This window comes from Corynebacterium sp. HMSC069E04 (assembly GCF_001813175.1).
GTDB lineage: Bacteria > Actinomycetota > Actinomycetes > Mycobacteriales > Mycobacteriaceae > Corynebacterium > Corynebacterium aurimucosum.
Window position 1 is genome coordinate 25,225 of record NZ_KV811688.1, and the last position, 18,547, is coordinate 43,771.

Here is an 18,547-nt window from a genome sequence, read left to right on the forward strand (position 1 = left end):
ACTGCGCATAACAATAGAGTGCGGCGCGGACAGGCACCAAGAACTCGCCCGAAAGGTGTGGGAAAGGCCACGTCAGGGGGTGATTTACCCCCGCATCCAACCGTACGGCCGTTACCTATGAGAGAGCTGACCTGTGTGGTGCTAAAACCAGCCCGTTCGGTGGCGCGGGGCACGCATGTGCCGATGTGAGGTTATGCGTTTGTCCCCCTACTATGGGCTACAGAGAGGGGTTCGGTGACGATACGTGTTGACCGAATTGCCCGTGAGCCGAAGTCACCTACAACCCTTCTGCGACTAAGTGTTTACGCGTCGTGTGAACTATGAAGGGAGTCAATATAGTGACCACCGCAACGGAACAGTCTGTGCAGTTCGAGGCATGGAAGGGCTTTGAGCCCGGCCCGTGGACTGAGAACATTGACGTTCGTGATTTTATCCAGCGCAACTACACCCCTTATGACGGGGACTCTTCCTTCCTCGCTGGGCCCACCGAGAAGACGCAGCGCGTGTGGGAGCATTTGGAGAAGAACTATCTTTCCGTCGAGCGCCAGAAGCGCATCTTCGATGTGGATACCCACACCCCGAGCGATATCGATGCTTTCCCGGCTGGGTATATCTCCGAGGATGATGACGTCATCGTCGGTCTGCAGACGGATACTCCGCTCAAGCGCGCCATGATGCCCAATGGTGGATGGCGCATGGTCAAGCAGGCCATTAAGGAAGCCGGCAAGGAAACCGATCCGGAGATCGAGAAGATCTTCACGCGTTACCGCAAGACCCACAACGATGCGGTCTTCGATATCTATACCCCGCGCATCCGCGCAGCGCGTTCCTCCCACATCATCACCGGCCTGCCGGATGCTTATGGCCGCGGCCGTATCATCGGTGACTACCGCCGCGTGGCTCTCTATGGCGTGGACTACCTCATCGCCGAGAAGGAAGCATCCAAGAGCGCGGTGGGAGACCTCGGTTTCTCCGAGCACTGGGCCCGCTACCGTGAGGAGCACGCCGAGCAGATCAAGGCCCTGAAGAAGCTCAAGATCATGGCTGAGTCTTATGGCTTCGATATCTCGAAGCCGGCGAAGACTGCCCACGAAGCAGTGCAGTGGACTTACTTTGGCTACTTGGCCTCCATCAAGTCCCAAGACGGTGCAGCGATGTCCATCGGCCGCCTTTCCGCCTTCTTCGACTGCTACTTTGAGCGTGATTTCGCCGCAGGCATCCTCACTGAGGAAGATGCTCAAGAGATCATCGACCAGCTGGTTCTCAAACTGCGCATCGTGCGCTTCCTGCGTACCGAGGACTATGACCAGATCTTCTCCGGCGACCCGTACTGGGCAACCTGGACCGATGCTGGTTTCGGTACGGATGGCCGCCACCAGGTCACCAAGACCTCCTTCCGCCTGCTGCAGACCCTGATTAATCTGGGCCCATCACCGGAGCCGAACATCACCATCTTCTGGGATCCGCAGCTGCCGGCGGGCTACAAGGAATTCTGCGCCCACATCTCGATTGAGACCTCCTCCATCCAGTACGAGTCCGATAAGCAGATTCGTGACCAGTGGGGCGATGACGCCGCGATTGCGTGCTGCGTGTCCCCGATGGCCGTCGGCAAGCAAATGCAGTTCTTCGGTGCCCGCGTGAACGCCGCCAAGGCCCTGCTTTACGCCATCAACGGCGGTCGCGACGAGGTCAGCGGCAAGCAGGTTGTGGATGGCTACGAGCCTATCCAGGGTGATGGCCCGCTCGACTTTGACGAGGTCTGGCAGAAGTACGAGGAGATGTTGGACTGGGTCGTCGGCACCTACGTTGAGGCTCTGAACATCATCCACTACTGCCACGACAAGTACGCTTACGAGTCCATTGAGATGGCGCTGCACGATTCCGATATCGTGCGCTCCATGGGCTGCGGTATCGCCGGCCTGTCCATCGTGGCTGACTCGCTTTCCGCCATTAAGTACGCCAAGGTCTACCCGGTGCGCGATGAGACCGGCCTCATCGTGGACTACAAGACGGAAGGTGACTTCCCCTTCTACGGCAACGATGATGACCGCGCCGATGATATCGCCGCCACCATCGTCCACACCGTCATGGCGAAGATTAAGGCCATCCCGATGTACCGCAACGCCATTCCGACCCAGTCGGTGCTGACCATTACCTCCAACGTGGTCTACGGCAAGGCAACTGGTTCCTTCCCGTCCGGCCACGAGGCAGGTACCCCGTTCGCCCCAGGCGCTAACCCGGAGAACGGCGCGGATAACCACGGCATGGTTGCCTCCATGCTGTCGGTGGGCAAGTTGGACTACAAGGATGCCCTCGATGGCATCTCACTGACCAACACCATCACCCCATCCGGATTGGGCCGCACCCCGGAGGAGCGCATCACCAACCTGGTGGGCGTCCTCGATGCCGGCTTCATCATGGATTCCGAATAGACCACTTCCACACCACTTCCCAAGGAGAACACATCATGGCAACCCCAACTTTTGACGAGCGCCTCGCCACCATGAAGGCCAACCGCACCGCCAACAACATGGACTCGGGCCTCTACCACGCCAACATCAACGTCCTGGACAAGTCCACCTTGGAGGACGCCGTTGAGCACCCGGAGAAGTACCCGAACCTCACGGTCCGCGTTTCCGGCTACGCGGTGAACTTTGTGAAGCTCACACGCGAGCAGCAGCTGGACGTTATCTCCCGCACCTTCCACCAGGGTTCCTAAATGGCAGATGGCATTACCGGCGTCGTGCGTCTTTCTCCTGAAGAAGGGGAGAAGGTGCGCGGCGCCGCCGCCGGTTTAGGAACGGACAACGACCTCGACGGTTTTACCCGCTCGGAGCTGATGCAGGCTCGCCGCTCCGGCGATGTCGCGCTCGTGCATTCTTGGGAGCTGGTGACGGCTGTTGATGGCCCCGGAACCCGCATGACCATGTTCATGTCGGGCTGCCCGTTGCGCTGCCAGTATTGCCACAACCCTGACACCATGGAGATGAAGGTTGGCACCTTGGAGCGCATCGAGGATGTGGTCAAGCGCATCAAGCGCTATAAGCCCGTCTTCAAGGCTTCTGGAGGTGGTCTGACTTTGTCGGGTGGCGAAGCGCTGTTCCAAATCGCCTTCACCCGGCGCCTGCTCAAAGAGGTCCATGACGCCGGTATTCATACGACGATTGACACGTCGGGATACCTCGGCGCGCGCCTGCGCGATGAGGACATGGACAACATCGACCTGGTTCTCTTGGACGTCAAGGCTGGTGACGAGGAGACCTACAAGGAAGTCACTCGCCGCGAGTTGCAACCCACGATCGACTTCGGTGACCGTCTCAATGAGATGGGCAAGCCGGTGTGGATTCGCTTCGTGGTCGTCCCTGGTCTGACAGACTCCCTAGAAAACGTCGCTAACGTTGTCAAGATTGTCTCCCGCTGGAAGAGCAACGTCGAGCGCGTCGAGGTCCTGCCTTTCCACAACATGGGCGCGGACAAGTGGCGCGAGTTGGGCTACCCCTACACCTTGGAGGATACGAAGCCGCCGAAACCGGAAGATGTTGAATCTATCCGCGATGCGTTCCGCGAGGAGGGTTTCGTGGTCTACTAGAAGCATGAAACGCTTCGGCCACACCATCAAGGAACACACCATCACCGTCCCCTGGGACTATGACAATCCCGCCGCGGGGGAGTTCGAGCTCTACGCCCGGGAAATCATCCCGCCCGGCGGTGAGAATTACCCGGCGCTGCTCTATAACCAGGGCGGGCCGGGTTTTCCCGCGCCAAGGCCGACGGGTGCTTCCGGACTCATCGGGAAGGGCTTGGAGCGCTACCGCTGGATCCTCATGGACCAGCGCGGCACGGGTCGCAGCCACCGCATTGATGAGCTGAGTCCTGCCGAGGACCGCACCGCACAGCGCTTGGCCCAACTGCGCCAGGAAAACATCGTGCGCGATGCCGAACACCTGCGTGTGCACCTGGGGGAGGAGTCCTGGGATCTCTTCGGCCAATCCTTCGGCGGCTTCATCATCACCGCCTATGCCTCGATGTTCCCTGATTCCATTGGGCGTGCCTTCCTTACAGGTGGCCTGCCCACCCTGACCAAAGGTGCAGATGATCTCTACCGCACGACTTTTGCCAAGCTCAAGGTGCGTCACGAGCGTTTCTATGCCCAGTTCCCGTGGGCTAAAGCGCGCGTCGAGGAAATCCTCCACCACCTAGACAACTCGGAAGAGCTACTTCCGACAGGGGAGCGCCTGTCTGCGCGCCGCTTCCGCACTATCGGCATTGAGCTGGGGCGCGGCACCGGCTTCGATTCTTTGGGCTACCTGCTGGAGGAACCTTTCCGCACCGTGGGTGGGGAGAAGCGCTTGTGCTCGGACTTCCTCAACGACGTCGGTAGCCGCGTGAGCTTCCAGGCTGGCCCGCTGTACGCGGCCATCCATGAGTCCATTTACGGCGGCGTCGGCGGCCAGGCCGTCACCGGCTGGGCTGCGCACCGCATGCGTGAGGAGTTCCCCGAGTTCGCCGAGGATGGTACCTATCTCACCGGTGAGCACATCTTCCCCTGGCAATTCGATGAGGATCCGGCGCTGCGCCCCTTCAAGCCGGCCGCCGAGGAGCTCGCCGCCCACGAGTGGGCAAGCTCGCCGTATGATGCCGCCGTACTTGCCGCCGCACCCGTTACCGCCTCCGCCGCCATCTACTTGGACGATATCTTCGTGCCCTTCGAAGACTCCCTGGCTACAGGAGAGACCTACCGCGACTTGCGCCCAGTGGTGACCAACCGCTTCCAGCACAACGGTATTAGTGAGGACGGCGCGGGGATTTTGGGCGAGCTCTTCCGCGCGGCTGATGAGCGATAAGAGTGCTCCGAGAGCTCTCGGGGAATGTTCTTTCTCGAGATGTGGTGGTGGTCACCGTATGGCACACTGGTTAGGAAAACCTTAACCGAGCAGAAAGGATAAGCCTATGGCCGGTCTCATCGTCATTGGCGTGATTCTCCTCATTATTATTGCCACTGCCTTCGACGGTTTCTTCATCGTCCGGACGAAGGAGGCCGCCATCATTGAGCGGATGGGTAAGTTTGTGAGCGTTGCTCACGCGGGCTTGCACTTCAAGGTGCCTTATGTCGACCGCGTGCGCGCCAAGATTAGCCTGCAGATCCGTCAGCTCGATGTCATGGTGGAAACCAAGACCAAGGACAACGTCTTCGTCCAGATCCCCGTTGCCGTGCAGTACGAGGTAGTTCAGGGCAGCGAGCGTCAGGCTTTCTACACCTTGTCCAACCACGAGCAGCAGATCGTGGCCTATGTGCAGGACAACGTCCGTTCCTCCGTGGCGAACATGAACTTGGATGATTCTTTCTCTTCCAAGGACACCATCGCCCGCAACGTAGCGATGTCCCTGCGCGATAACATGGCCGCCTACGGCTGGAACTTCGTCAACACCCTCGTTACCGATATTCGCCCGGATGCCCGCGTGCGCGAGTCCATGAACTCCATTAACGCCGCACAGCGTGAGCGCGAGGCTGCCGTGGCGCAGGCAGAAGCTGAGAAGATCCGTGTGGTCAAGGAAGCCGAAGGTGCGGCCGAGGCTAAGAAGCTGCAGGGCCGCGGTGTGGCTGACCAGCGTAAGGAAATCGTCGAAGGTATTGCCCAGCAGTACGAGCTGCTGCGTGCTGCCGGTGTGCAGGAGAACCCCGAGACCCTCATGCTGGTCTCCCAGTATCTTGACGCCATGGTGGACGTGGCCGACCGCGCCCACACCAATGTGCTGTACATGCCGTCTAACCCGGGCGGCATGCAGGATCTCTTCGGCGGTATGCGCGATACGCTGCTGTCCACTAACGCTATTAACGAAGCCCCGAAGCCGAAGGTGCCGGCCGGCGAAGCAAAGCATAGCCGCGAGGATGCCGCCACGGAGCGTCGCCGTCGCGAGGAACAGGAGCGCCGTGAGCGCGATGAGCGTGCCCGCCGCGATGCTGAAGCGATGGAGCAGGCGCAGCGCGCACAGCAACAAGCACAGGAGCACGTACAGAACGCACAGCAGGGCCAGGGCTTTGGTCAGTTCTCGGGTTTCCCGGCCCCGCCGCAGGGGAATAACCAGCCGCAGAGCGCGCGCGACTACTTTGATCAGTTGCGCAATCAGCTCAACAAGGGCAATAACTAAGCACATTCAAAACCACATGAAGAGGGCCTTCCCGCTTTTTGGGAAGGCCCTCTTTTCGTTGCCCTTCCACGCGAAGATGGTTTCCATCATGATGGCGCCGGTGAAGATGCCAGGAACGGAGAAAGCGGCGGAGGTCGCAACCGGAATGATGGAAGTGCGCAGGGCGTGCTTGCGAATGGCTTGGGAACGTGTCAGGCCCTTTGCCCGTGTAGTGCGCCCCGGAATTCCGATCGCGGAAAACTAAGCTCCAGCGTTAGGTGCGGATGAATATTATGCGCATAATTTCGGGGGTAGCCGGAACGCACCCGCAACGCTTAAAACACATTAAGGGGGATAGAAATACTCAGCAGGCGTGCAGCAGCCGACTGAGTGCATCCTTTTCTGCCTCCGTAACCCAGATTCCATAGGTCGCTTTTACCTCGACGATGCGGCGCGCATATTCACAGCGAAAACCTTTGTTAGGCGGCAGCCACGTGGCGGCATCACCAGCGCCTTTCTGCTGGTTGAGAGGACCGTCGACGGCAAGGAGGTTGCGTGGATCATTGGCAAAGTTGCGACGCTTCTCCGGTGACCATTGCTGGGCGCCTTTCTGCCAGGCGTCGGCCAGCGCCACAACGTGATCGATCTGCACCGCGCGTGAGGTCTGCGCCCCGCGCTGAAACTCAATGTCCTGGCCCAAATAAGGGTCGTGCAAAACCCCGGACAGCGCCACACAGTCGTGGGTGCCTTCCTTGAGCACGAGGCTTTCCGGATCCAGATCCCTGCGGAGGATGTCGTTGCGGGTATCGCAGCCGTTGTGTCCGAAGTCCACCGTCACATCATCGGACCACGCTTGGCCGAATTCCTCACGCTCATAACCGGTCATGGGAGCGCGGCCTTTGACCTCCAAGGAATTCAAGGCGGCGAGTGTTTCGGCGATCTCCGGCGCGGGAGCGGCCTCTTCGGACTGTTCTTCTGTAGGTCCCTCCTGGACCGGCGCCGCTGCCGTTGTGGCGCTGGGCTGCTCGAATGGGGGATCGGCTGGGGCGGGAAGGAAAAGGCCCACAGCCACCAGTGCGGCTATCGCGGCGTTAAGCAGTGCGGCGATGAAGAACGGGGTACGAGTGGACATGACGTAGTGATCCTAGTGGGTAGAATCGGCACACGGTATGAGTATCGATATGTTCTTTGACGAGTACCTTGCTGAACGCGGCTTGCAGCGCTCGGCCGAGGTTGTCCCAGACCACGCCTGCCAGGTCTTTTCTGATATTCCTGAGTCGAAGACCCAGTCTTCCCTCGATGAGGCCGCGCAGCTTGTCGCTCGCGCTTTGGGGGAGTAGTGACGGTGTCCGATTCCCACGTCTCTGTGCCTTTGGTTGCGCACTTGGGCTCCGAGCCTTTCGCGCTGTCTTTCTCCGGACAAGGCTATGCCTGGCTGCCGACGTTGCGCGACGCCCTTGCCACTGGTGTCGGGCCGCAACTGACTGAGTACCTCGCTGAGGCGGAAGAACTGCTTGCCCCACTGGACGAGGAACTCCTGCCCGCTGCGCCACACGGGTTTGCACCCCTGGCCTGGGCGGATGCGGAGCCGGCGTGGGCGCACGCGCTTGCCGACGTCCCACTTTCCACTCCCGGCATCCTCACCGCACAGCTGGCGGTGCTAGAAAACCTGCGCGCACACGGAGTAGAACTCGAGGACGCTGTGAGCAGCATCGGCCATTCCCAAGGCGTGCTCGCCGCAGCGGTGGTGAAGAAGCGCATGAGCCCAGCGGGGGCTCTGGCACTGGCGCGTCTCATCGGCGCAGCCATGGTGACTACCGCGCGCAGCGCTGGGCTCGTCCGCACCGCGCAGGGCGCACCCATGGCGGCGGTGACCGGTGCGACGAAGCAGCAACTGCATGAAGCCGGTGCCCGCATTGGCCTCGACAACGGACGGGGGCGCTTCGTCATCGTCGGAACACCGGTTGAGCTTGCCCGAGTGAAGGCCGCGCTGCAGGAGAACTCGACCCTTACGGAAGGGGAGGAAGTCAAGCCCGCCGCAGTCACCGTTTCCGACCTTGACGTTTCGGCCGCGTTCCACCATCCCACCATGCAGTATGCGGTGGAACAGGTAGAAAGCTGGGCGGGGCGAATCGGCTTGGACCCAGAAATCACCGCGCAGCTCGCGCGCGCCGTGCTCACGGACTACGTGGACTGGCCCGAGCGCGTTGATTCGGCGCTTGACGCTGGGGCTCGCTGGATCCTTGAAGTCGGGCCCACCCGCGGGGTGGAGCCGCTGACACGCGATCTCGTTGCCGGGCACGGCGTGGGCACGCTGGCCGTGGGGACAGCGCAAGGACTGGCTCAGCTCGTGGAACCGGGACGCGCACCTTCTCTGCCACGCGCGTGGTCCGAGTGGGCCCCGCGCGTGGTAAACGGGCGTCTGTCGACTGCTTTCACTCGGGCCACCGGCTACTCACCAGTCATGCTCCCCGGGATGACCCCCACCACGGTCGACCCGGACATCGTCGCCGCGGCAGCCAATGCCGGGCACTGGGCCGAATTGGCCGGCGGGGGACAGCACACCGATGCCATCCTTAAAGAGAACTTGCACACCCTGGGCCGGCTACTGCAGCCTGGGGTTAACGCCCAGTTCAATGCGCTGTACCTCGCGGCTTCCCAGTGGCGCCGCCAGATCGAGGGGCCGAATTCGATTCTGCAGGCACGCGCAGTGGGAGCGCCTATCAACGGCGTGGTGATTTCCGCTGGTATTCCGCCTGTGGAGGAGACAATAGAGCTGGTGGGGAAGCTCCACGCAGCGAATATCCCGTGGGTCGCCTTCAAGCCGGGAACTTCGGCGCAGGTGGAGGAGGTTCTCCGCGTTGCGGACGCTCTCTCTGAGACCACCGTAATCATGCAGCTGGAAGGTAGCTCGGCCGGTGGCCACCACTCTTTAGAAAGTCTCGATGAGGTCCTTGTTGCTACCTACGCGCGGATCCGTGAGCACGACAATGTCCTTCTCGCCGTTGGTGGGGGAATCGGTACCCCAGCGCGTGGAGCAGAGTACCTGCTGGGCACGTGGGCGCAGCGCTACGGTCTGCCCGCAGCGCCAGTCGATGCCATCATGGTGGGCACCGCTGCCATGGCGGCGAAGGAATCCACCGCATCCAAGTCGGTAAAGCAGGCGCTCGTCGCTGCGAAGCGCGACGACGTTGTATCGGGACGCTCGGACCTGGGGGCAGACATTCACGAGCTGGACAATTCCTTTGCCCGCGCTGGGCGCCTCTTGGATGAGGTGGCCGGTGACGCTGCGGCCGTGGAGACTCACCGCGCGGAGATCATTGAGGCCATCGGGTGCACGTGCAAGCCCTATTTCGGGGACCTTAATGAGATGTCTTATTCCGAGTGGCTGCAGCGCTACCTTGAGCTGTCCTATCTGGACGGCTGGGTCGATGAATCCTGGTTGAGTCGATTCATGCGCATGGTGGCTCGCGCCGAAGCCCGCCTTCATCCGACCGACCACGGCGAGATTGAGTTGCGCGTTGAGGTTGACCGCGAGAACCCAGCTGAGGCAAGTGCTCAGCTAACCGAACTCTACGGTGACGCCGCGCTGCACCCGACCGACGCCGCATGGTTCATCCAGCTCGTGGATGGTCCGGGCAAACCCGCAAACTTTGTGCCGGTCATCGATTCTGACGTACGCCGCCGCTGGCGCCGCGACACCTTGTGGCAGGCGCACGATGAGCACTACGAGGCCGATGAGGTCTGCATCATCCCTGGCACGGCAGCCGTTGAGGGAATCGAGCAGGCCAACGGGCCGGTGGCGCAGATACTTGGCCGCTTCGAACAGGCGGCACTTGCGCTTCTTGACGAGACCGAGGATGACTCTGGCGAGCCCGCTTTCAGCACTGAAGAGCTCATTCGCCGCGCCCCGGGGCTGAATTGGGCCGGGCGCGAGCAGCCCAACCTTCTGCGCTTGGGCCTTCATGGCGTGGAACTGGAGGCTGCCGGCGACGATGCCATGTGGTTGACCGTTCCGTTCCAGTCCGGAGCTAGGCTGCGTGTGCGCATCACTTCGCCGCGCATTCCGGGTGCCTCACCACTGGTCACTGTCGACTATGCCGAATCCGCCATGCGGGAGCTGCTGCGCCAAGCTGTCGGCGGCGACCTACCTGAGGTTGATTCCGGGGCCGCAACAATCAGCGCTGACCTCAGTGCCACCGACATTGCCCAGTATGGTGCGGTGACGAGCGGGGAGATGAGCACTGCTGTCTCGCCCGATGTCCTCGTTGGCCGCGCCTGGCCGGCACTCTTCGCAGTCCTGGCCGGCGCCCACACCGAGTCCGGGGAGCCGATAGTGGAGGGCTTCCTCAACCTTGTCCACCTCGAGCACTCGCTGAGCCTCACACCGCACGCCTGGGATCGGCTTCGCAGCAGCGCCGCCCCCGACGCTGAGCCTTTGGACCTGCGCTACACCGCCGAGCTGGAGGAGGTACGCGATACACCGTCGGGGCGCGTTGTCGACATTACAGTCGGCGTGACTACAGCCGTGCGCGGCGAAGAACATGAATTCGCGCAGATGCACGAGCGCTTCCTGATTACCGGACGGCATGGTGATGCATCCGAAACCAACGCGCAAGCAAACAGCCAAGAAAACAGTGGAGAGTCATCTTTCCGTGAGACTCCGCGTTCCTTCCGCCACCGCACCACCGCGGTGGCACCGGAATCACTGCGGCCCTTCGCCGTTGTAACGGGGGATAGGAACCCCATTCACCTGTCATCGAACGCTGCGGCACTGGCGGGGCATCGTCAAGGCCCGATCGTCCACGGCATGTGGACCTCGGCGCTGGCGCAAGCAGCCGTGGCTTTCGACGGCGCTCGCGTCCTCGAGTGGTCCGTTACCTGGCTTGCACCCGTGCTTCCCGGCAGTGAGGTGGAGTTTGATGTGGAACGGGTGGGCGTCGACAAGCGGCGCGGCTACGGTGAGGTCCGCAGCGTGATTGCCACGAGTCAGGGCGTGCCGGTGCTGCAGGCGCGAGCGACGATGAGCAGCCCCACCACCTTCTATGCCTTCCCCGGCCAGGGCATCCAGTCCCCGGGGATGGGGATGAAGGACTACGCAGAATCCGCAGCGGCGCGCGCCGTGTGGGAGCGTGCGGATAAACACACGCGGCGGAGCTTGAGCTTCTCCATCCTGGAGATCGTCCGCCACAACCCCGACACCGTGGTGGTGGATGGTGAGGCATTCACCCACCCGGATGGCGTGCTCTACCTGACGCAGTTCACGCAGGTGGCTATGGCGACGCTGGGTTGCGCACAGATTGCAGCGCTTAAAGAATCCGGGGTTCTTGAAAGTTGTGCCTTCTTCGCTGGCCACTCGGTGGGCGAGTACAACGCCCTGGCCGCCTATGCCGAGGTCCTGTCCTTGGAAGCAGTGTTGGACATCGTTTATGTCCGCGGTCTAACCATGCACCGTCTGGTCGAGCGCGATTCCGCTGGGCAATCTCTCTACGGTTTCGCTGCGCTGCGCCCGAACAAGATGGGGATGAGCGCGACCGAAGCCTTTGACCATGTCGCTCGGGTCGCTGCGGATACGGACGAGTTCCTCGAGGTGGTCAACCACAATATCGCCGGGCGCCAATATGCAGTGGCCGGCACGAAGGCGGGCCTGGATGCACTGGCGAGCGACGCCGAGCGCCGCGCCCCTGGGCAGCGTGCCGTCATCCCCATTCCGGGAATTGACGTGCCTTTCCACTCCTCCCACCTGGTGGGCGGCGTAGCGGATTTCCGCGCGCACCTCGATGTACTCGTTCCTGAAGAAATCAATCTCGACCCGCTGGTGGGGCGCTATATTCCAAACCTTGTGGCGCGGCCCTTCGCGCTGAGCCGCGAGTTCGTGGAATCCATCGCCGCGGTGGTGGATTCGGAACCCATCGCGGAGATTCTGGCGGACTTCGATGGTGCCGTGGCGAGCCCGGCGCGCCTGGGCCGTACCCTGCTCATCGAGCTTCTGGCCTGGCAATTTGCTTCCCCCGTGCGCTGGATAGAGACCCAGGATTTGCTCCTCGCGCAGCTTGGCGTGGAGCGTTTCATCGAGGTCGGTGTGGGCGCCGCGCCGACGCTGACCAACATGCTGGGCCAAACCCTGCGCCTTCCCCAGCACGCGGGCAGCGCAGACCTCGAGGTGCTCAACTATGAGCGCGACCATGGGCGAGTCTTTGCCGAAGACGCCGAGCCGGCACCCGGGCCAGCAGCGAAGGCGGTCGCAGAGCAAGCCGCACAACCGGTTAGCGCCGAAGCGGAATCGGTCGAATCTGAGTCGAGGCAGTCACCGCAGACCACACACCAGGAAGAAATGGTGCAGGCATCGCATGAGGAGGTTCCGGCCGTCGTCGGGGACCTCCCGCTGAGCGTGCACCAGGCACTCGAGATGCTTATTGCGTTGTGGACGAAGGTCCGCCCCGATCAAATGGCCGCGACTGATTCCATCGAAACCCTCGTGGAAGGCGTATCCTCCCGCCGCAACCAGTTGCTCGTTGACCTTGGCGTGGAATTCGGCATCAGCGCCATCGAGAATGCTGCGGATACACCCATCCCGCAGCTGGCGGAGAGTGTGGCGCAGCGCGCGCCGGGCTATGCACCATTCGGGGAGGTCCTCACAGAGCAGGTTGCGCAGGCGCTCAACCGGCTCACGGGACCGGCGGGCAAGAAGCCCAGCTACGTGGCCGAGCGCGTGAGCGGTACCTGGGGATTGGGGCCAGGCTGGGTCGACCGCGCGACTGTGCAGCTGGTCCTGGGTACTCGCGAGGGCTCCTCGTTGCGCGGAGGGGACTTGGCCAGCTTGCCCACGACCGGTGTGGCGTCGGTAGCTGAGCTTGATGCGCTGATTGATGCCGCCGTGCGCGCCGCCGGCGAGTGCGAAGGAATCGCGCTTCAGAAGGCCGCAGCGCCAACGCCACACGAGGCCGTGGACCCGGAGGCGGTGCGTGCCTATACCGAGCGCCTTGAATCGGCGCTGGAGGACTCCGCCCGCGCCGCACTCGCCGCTCTCGGCTGTGAGGAGACCCTGATTGAGCAGGGGGACAGCGCAGCACGCACGGAGCTGGAGCAGCTCGTTGCCACGGAGCTGGGGCCGGACTGGCAGCAGCGCGTCGCCCCCGCTTTTGATGCGCGCAAGGCAGTGCTTCTCGACGACCGCTGGGCCAGCGCCCGCGAGGACATCGCCCGAGCGGCCGCCGCCGGAGAAACAGAGCCCGAACTCGACGTGCTGGGCGCCGGTGAGGAGGTAGCGCTCTTAGCCGAGCACTTCGGCTATGTGGACTTGGCCCGCGATGCCCGCACCCCGGCCGATGGGTTGCTCTTGGCTGACCAGGTGGCGGTGGTGACGGGTGGCTCGCCGAGTTCGATTGCCGCCGAGCTCATTGGCGAGTTGCTCGCGGAGGGCGCAACCGTGATTGCGACGACCTCCCAGCTAAGCCACGAGCGCCTGGAGTTTTATAAGGAGCTCTACCGCAGGCGGGCTGTCGGCGCGGCCGCGCTGTGGGTAGTTCCAGCAAACCTCAGTTCCTTCGCGGACGTGGATGCGCTCGTGGAATGGATTGCGGCAGAGCACACCGCCACCGTGGGCGGTAAAACCGTGCAGATAAAACCGGCCTATGTGCCGGACCTGCTCTTTCCCTTCGCCGCGCCGCGCGTTACCGGTACCCTCCAGGATGCCGGTGCGGGGGCGGAGTCCCAGATGCGCCTGCTGCTGTGGTCGGTGGAAAAACTTATTGCGGCGCTTTCCGCTGTGGGTACGGATACACGCGTGGGCCACCGCCTGCACGTGGTGCTGCCGGGCTCACCCAACCGCGGGCGCTTCGGCAGCGATGGCGCCTACGGCGAGGCCAAGGCGGCCCTCTGTGCCTTGGTTAACCGCTGGTCTTCCGAGCAATCCAGCTGGGGAGCGCGCACCTCGCTGGTGCACGCCCACATCGGGTGGGTGCGCGGCACCGGCCTGATGGGCGGCAACGATCCGCTGGTTGAGCAGGTGGAGGCCCGCGGCGTGCGGACCTTCTCAGCGAAGGAGATGGCGGTGCAGCTTCTCGACGTCACCGCGTCCCCGCAGATCCGCGCTCAGGCAGCGTCCTCACCGCTGAGCGTCGACCTCACCGGCGGGCTGGCCGATGCTGAGTTGGACCTAGCCGCACTTGCCCGGGCGTCACAGCCAGAGGAAGCAGATGCACCACTGGCAGCTGGTAGCTCGCGCGTAGAGAAGGCTTCGCGAACGGCGAAGGCCCTGCCGAACGTGCTGAAACCTGCGGAGTCGACCAGCCCCGACTTCAGTGGGGTAACGCAGACTCTCGAGGACATGGTGGTCATCGTCGGCGCGGGAGAGCTCGGTCCGCTGGGCTCCTCGCGTACCCGCTATGAGGTGGAGGTCGGCGGAGAGCTCTCCGCGGCCGGCGTGCTGGAGCTGGCCTGGAGTCGCGGACTCATTAGTTGGGATGAGCGCACAGCCGGATGGCTGACGGCCGAAGGTGAAAAGTTAGCAGAGGAAGACGTCTACGAGCGCTTCCACGACGAAGTTCTCGCTGGGATTGGTGTACGCCGCTTCCACGATGACTTCGGACCACACCTACCTATGCTGGATAACCTCGCGCCCGAGCTGACCACCATCTATCTAGAGAAGCCGCTGAGCTTCACCGTGCAGGATGAAGAGACGGCGCGCAGTTTCGTTGACAGCTGCGAGGGCGCCACACTCCGCCGCGTCGATGGCGCGACAGGTGAGGTCGAATGGCAGGTCACCCGCCCTGCTGGCTCCGCGGTGCGAGTCCCGCGGCGCGTGGCCATGACCCGCTTTGCGGGCGGCCAGATTCCGGAGGGCTTTGACCCACAGGTCTACGGCATCCCCGCGGACATGGTGGATAACCTCGACCGGCTCGCCCTGTGGAACCTGGTGTGCACAGTGGATGCCTTCCTTTCTGCAGGCTTTAGCCCGGCCGAGCTCTTAGCCCATGTCCACCCGGCGCGCGTGAGCTCCACCCAGGGAACCGGCATGGCAGGCCAGGAGGCGCTGCGCTCGTTGTACGTCGACAAGCTGCTGGGACAGCCACGCCCCAATGACATCCTGCAGGAAGCGCTGCCCAACGTTATTGCCGCGCACGTGATGCAGTCCTATATCGGCGGCTATGGCCAGATGGTGCACCCGGTGGCCGCCTGTGCCACGGCAGCGGTGTCGGTGGAGGAGGGCTTCGACAAGCTGCGCCTGCACAAGGCGGACTTCGTCGTGGCCGGCGGCATCGATGCCCTGTCCATCGAGGGTATTACCGGCTTTGGTGACATGGCAGCCACTGCCGATAGCGCGGAGTTGGAAGCGAAGGGGATTGAGCATCGCTTCTTCTCCCGCGCTAATGACCGCCGTCGTGCCGGCTTCGTGGAATCCGAAGGCGGCGGGACTATCCTGCTCGCCCGGGGAAGCTTTGCGGCGGAGATGGGGTTGCCAGTGCTGGGCGTGGTGGGCTTTGCCGAGTCCTTCGCTGACGGCGCGCACACCTCCATCCCCGCGCCGGGCTTGGGCGCACTCTCCGCGGCGCGGGGCGGGCAGAACTCCCGCCTGGCCCGCTCCCTGGAGGCTCTCGGCGTGGGTGCGGACGATATCGCTGTGGTGTCCAAGCACGATACCTCCACCAACGCCAACGACCCCAACGAATCGGACCTGCACGAGCGCATCGCCGCCGCACTCGGCCGCAGCCCCGGCAACCCGCTCTATGTGATATCGCAGAAGAGCCTGACCGGGCACGCCAAGGGCGGAGCAGCGGCCTTCCAACTCATCGGTCTGACCCAGGTGTTGCGTAGTGGGGTCCTCCCGCCGAATCGTTCCCTGGACTGCGTCGACCCCGTGCTGCGCCGTCACTCGCACCTGCTGTGGCTGCGCCAGCCGTTGGACCTTCGCCGCACCCCGCCGAAGGCGGGCCTGGTGACATCTCTGGGCTTCGGGCACGTCTCCGCCCTCATCGCGCTGGTTCACCCGAGTGCTTTCTTTGCCGCATTGGCCCGGGAGCAGGGTGAGGGCGTGGCCGAAGCCTGGCGGGTGGCCGCCGCCGATCGCGAGCTGCGTGGACTGCGGCGCTTAGAAGAAGGCATGCGCGGTGGGCCATCGCTGTACGAGCGGCCGGTGAAGCGCAACTTGGGAGCAGGCACAGCTGACGAGGTAGCAGAACGTGAGGCAGCAACGCTGCTGAGCGAATCCGCGCGGCTTCGCAACGGCATGCTCGAACCGGAGGGAGGAGACACAACGAAACGGGGGTAGCAGGCGCTAGAGTATCCCCAGCGTGTCCCCTCTGGAACGATAAAGAAGCAGGTCAGGCGGGTTGGAGAAGTCCCCCAATCTGGGGCACCATGCAAGGGTGAATAAAGCTAAGAAGCCACTACTAGGCCTTATTTCGGTAGCCGCTGCCACCCTTCTTGCCGCCTGCTCCGCCACCGGTGGTGCGCCCCGTCCCGAAGCTGACGGTGAGCTAGCCGGTGGCGTCGACACCGAGCGTCTTGTCGTTGCCATGATTTCCCATGGCGCACCAGGTGATACGTACTGGGATCTCGTGCGTAAGGGCGCGGAGGACGCCGCGCGCAAGGACAATATCGAGTTGCGTTACTCTTCCGACCCGGAAGCGCCCAACCAGGCAAACTTGGTCCAGTCCGCCATCGACTCCGGGGTGGATGGCATCGCCGTGACCATGCCCAACGCTGGGGCGATTGGACCGGTGGCCAAGAAGGCCGTGGATGCTGGCATCCCCACCGTGGGGCTTAACGCCGGCATGGATGATTACCAGAAATACGGCATGAGCGCCTTCTTCGGCCAAGAGGAAAAGGTAGCCGGCACCAAGGCCGGCGAGCGCCTCAAAGACGATGGCGCCAAGCACGTACTGTGCGTCATCCACGAGCAGGGCAACTCCTCGCAGGAGTCGCGCTGTGCCGGCGTGAAGGACGGGCTGGACAACGGCGAGGTTGAGATCCTGTACGTCAACGGCAAGGATCTCACCGCCGCGCAGTCCACCATCAACGCGAAGCTGAGCCAGGACCCGTCCATTGACTGGGTCATGGCGCTGCAGGCCTCCGTGGCCATGCGCTCCGCCGACGCGGTTGCTGACGCCGCCTCCGAGGCCAAGGTCTCCACCTTCGACACCAACGCCGAGCTTGTCGACGCCATTGCGGATAAGCGTATCCAGTGGGCCGTCGATCAGCAGCCCTATATGCAGGGCTACCTCGCCGTCGATTCACTGTGGCTGGCACACCGCAACGGCTCCACATTGGGCGGCGGACGCCCCGTGTACACCGGCCCCTCCTTCGTGGATTCCACCAACGTGGACATCATCTCCGAATCCGCTAAGGCAGGCCTGCGATGAGCGAAGCCACGACTGCATCAGACGAGGCGCAATCAACCCCCGCCGATACCCGCCTGACCCGCCGCAGCGGTTTCGCGCGCCTCATCCGCCGACCCGAGTTGGCCAGCCTGCTCGGCGCGGTGGTCATCTTCGTCCTCTTTATGATTGTGGCGCCCGCCTTCCGCTCGGTGGAGGCCTTCTCCACGGTGCTCTACGCCAGTTCCACGCTGGGTATCGTGGCCCTGGCGGTGGGCCTGCTCATGATTGGTAATGAGTTTGATTTGTCCTCCGGCGTGGCGGTGACCTCCGCGGCGCTCGTGGCCACCATGCTCAACTACAACTTCCACCTCAACTCGTGGGTGGGCGTGGGGCTGTCCCTCATCACCGCACTGGCCATCGGTGCGCTCAACGGCTTCCTTGTGGTGCGCACCAAGATTGACTCCTTCCTCATCACCCTGGCGGCCTTCCTTATGCTGCAGGGTCTCAACTTGGCGATAACCAAGCTGGTGACCGGCCAGGTGGCCACCCCCACCATTTCGGACATGGAAGGCTTCGATTCTGCCCGCATCATTTTTTCCGGCACCATCCACATCGGCAGCTTGAGCATCCGCGCCACCGTCATCTGGTGGATCCTCTTCGTCGCCATCGCCTCGTGGGTGTTGTACAAGACGCGCTGGGGAAACTGGATCTTCGCCGTTGGTGGCGACGATGAAGCCGCCCGCGCCGTCGGTGTTCCCGTGCGCCGCGTCAAGGTGGCGCTGTTTATGCTCGTCGGATTTGCAGCGTGGTTCGTGGGCATGCACACCCTCTTTGCTTTCGACTCCATCCAGGCCGGCCAGGGCATTGGCAACGAGTTCCTCTACATCATCGCCGCCGTGATTGGCGGCTGCTCCATGACCGGCGGGCGCGGTACCGCGGTGGGCACCGCCATTGGTGCACTCATCTTCGGCATGACCAACCAGGGCATCGTGTACGCCGGCTGGAACCCCGACTGGTTCAAGTTCTTCCTCGGCGCCATGCTGCTCTTTGCCGTGCTCACGAACACTTCGGTGGCCAACTTTACGAGGAAGCGATAA

At 63.0% G+C, this 18,547-nt stretch carries 10 protein-coding genes and 1 pseudogene; 9 read left to right on the plus strand and 2 right to left on the minus strand.

Annotated elements, in window-relative coordinates; genetic code table 11:
* Nucleotides 1–320 precede the first annotated feature (320 nt).
* The 5 genes from pflB to HMPREF2896_RS09460 all read left to right on the plus strand — a co-directional run bounded on the left by pflB (nt 321) and on the right by HMPREF2896_RS09460 (nt 6,150).
* Entirely contained in the window at nt 321–2,432 is a 2,112-nt protein-coding gene (gene pflB / locus HMPREF2896_RS09440) for a formate C-acetyltransferase (protein ID WP_253287080.1), read from the plus strand.
* A 35-nt stretch (nt 2,433–2,467) separates the two neighbouring features.
* Nucleotides 2,468–2,719 (plus strand): autonomous glycyl radical cofactor GrcA2, encoded by a 252-nt coding sequence (gene grcA2, locus HMPREF2896_RS13135; RefSeq protein ID WP_039676708.1) that lies wholly within the window; start codon nt 2,468–2,470, stop codon nt 2,717–2,719.
* A complete protein-coding gene (gene pflA / locus HMPREF2896_RS09450) occupies nt 2,720–3,589 on the plus strand; it encodes a pyruvate formate-lyase-activating protein (RefSeq protein WP_070719313.1) in 870 nt (289 codons plus the stop codon). It begins immediately after the preceding gene.
* 4 nt (nt 3,590–3,593) lie between these two features.
* The gene (locus HMPREF2896_RS09455) at nt 3,594–4,844 is read left to right on the plus strand and encodes an alpha/beta fold hydrolase (RefSeq protein WP_070719316.1); all 1,251 of its coding nucleotides are present in this window, start codon (nt 3,594–3,596) and stop codon (nt 4,842–4,844) included.
* A gap of 106 nt (nt 4,845–4,950) precedes the next feature.
* Nucleotides 4,951–6,150 carry an SPFH domain-containing protein gene (locus HMPREF2896_RS09460; RefSeq protein WP_070719317.1) on the plus strand — a complete coding sequence of 400 codons (1,200 nt, stop codon included), beginning with the start codon at nt 4,951–4,953 and terminating at the stop codon, nt 6,148–6,150.
* Nucleotides 6,151–6,210: 60 nt separating this feature from the next.
* On the opposite strand, the pseudogene HMPREF2896_RS12480 reads toward HMPREF2896_RS09460, so the two are convergent.
* Nucleotides 6,211–6,366, minus strand: a pseudogene (locus HMPREF2896_RS12480) (ABC transporter permease subunit); the annotation flags it as partial.
* A 127-nt stretch (nt 6,367–6,493) separates the two neighbouring features.
* On the minus strand, nt 6,494–7,261 hold the full coding sequence (locus HMPREF2896_RS09470) for an HNH endonuclease family protein (RefSeq protein WP_070719321.1): 768 nt from the start codon (nt 7,259–7,261) through the stop codon (nt 6,494–6,496).
* A 37-nt stretch (nt 7,262–7,298) separates the two neighbouring features.
* Here HMPREF2896_RS09470 and HMPREF2896_RS12855 point away from each other — a divergent pair, with 37 nt between their 5' ends.
* From HMPREF2896_RS12855 to HMPREF2896_RS09485, 4 genes are all read left to right on the plus strand, one after another.
* Nucleotides 7,299–7,469, plus strand: coding sequence for a hypothetical protein (locus HMPREF2896_RS12855; RefSeq protein ID WP_168163690.1), 171 nt, complete (start codon nt 7,299–7,301; stop codon nt 7,467–7,469).
* A gap of 5 nt (nt 7,470–7,474) precedes the next feature.
* Nucleotides 7,475–16,399, plus strand: coding sequence for a type I polyketide synthase (locus HMPREF2896_RS09475; protein WP_083311480.1), 8,925 nt, complete (start codon nt 7,475–7,477; stop codon nt 16,397–16,399).
* 97 nt (nt 16,400–16,496) lie between these two features.
* Nucleotides 16,497–17,492 carry a substrate-binding domain-containing protein gene (locus HMPREF2896_RS09480; protein WP_070719325.1) on the plus strand — a complete coding sequence of 332 codons (996 nt, stop codon included), beginning with the start codon at nt 16,497–16,499 and terminating at the stop codon, nt 17,490–17,492.
* A complete protein-coding gene (locus HMPREF2896_RS09485; protein WP_070443406.1) occupies nt 17,489–18,547 on the plus strand; it encodes an ABC transporter permease in 1,059 nt (352 codons plus the stop codon). Before HMPREF2896_RS09480 ends, HMPREF2896_RS09485 begins: the two co-directional genes overlap by 4 nt.

Excerpts from the sequence above, each read along its gene's own strand:
- HMPREF2896_RS12855 (WP_168163690.1), top strand. The coding sequence starts at position 7,299 with ATGAGTATCGATATGTTCTTTGACGAGTACCTTGCTGAACGCGGCTTG.
- HMPREF2896_RS09485 (WP_070443406.1), top strand. The coding sequence starts at position 17,489 with ATGAGCGAAGCCACGACTGCATCAGACGAGGCGCAATCAACCCCCGCC.
- grcA2 (WP_039676708.1), top strand. The coding sequence starts at position 2,468 with ATGGCAACCCCAACTTTTGACGAGCGCCTCGCCACCATGAAGGCCAAC.
- pflA (WP_070719313.1), top strand. The coding sequence starts at position 2,720 with ATGGCAGATGGCATTACCGGCGTCGTGCGTCTTTCTCCTGAAGAAGGG.
- HMPREF2896_RS09470 (WP_070719321.1), bottom strand. The coding sequence starts at position 7,261 with ATGTCCACTCGTACCCCGTTCTTCATCGCCGCACTGCTTAACGCCGCG.
- HMPREF2896_RS09455 (WP_070719316.1), top strand. The coding sequence starts at position 3,594 with ATGAAACGCTTCGGCCACACCATCAAGGAACACACCATCACCGTCCCC.
- pflB (WP_253287080.1), top strand. The coding sequence starts at position 321 with ATGAAGGGAGTCAATATAGTGACCACCGCAACGGAACAGTCTGTGCAG.
- HMPREF2896_RS09460 (WP_070719317.1), top strand. The coding sequence starts at position 4,951 with ATGGCCGGTCTCATCGTCATTGGCGTGATTCTCCTCATTATTATTGCC.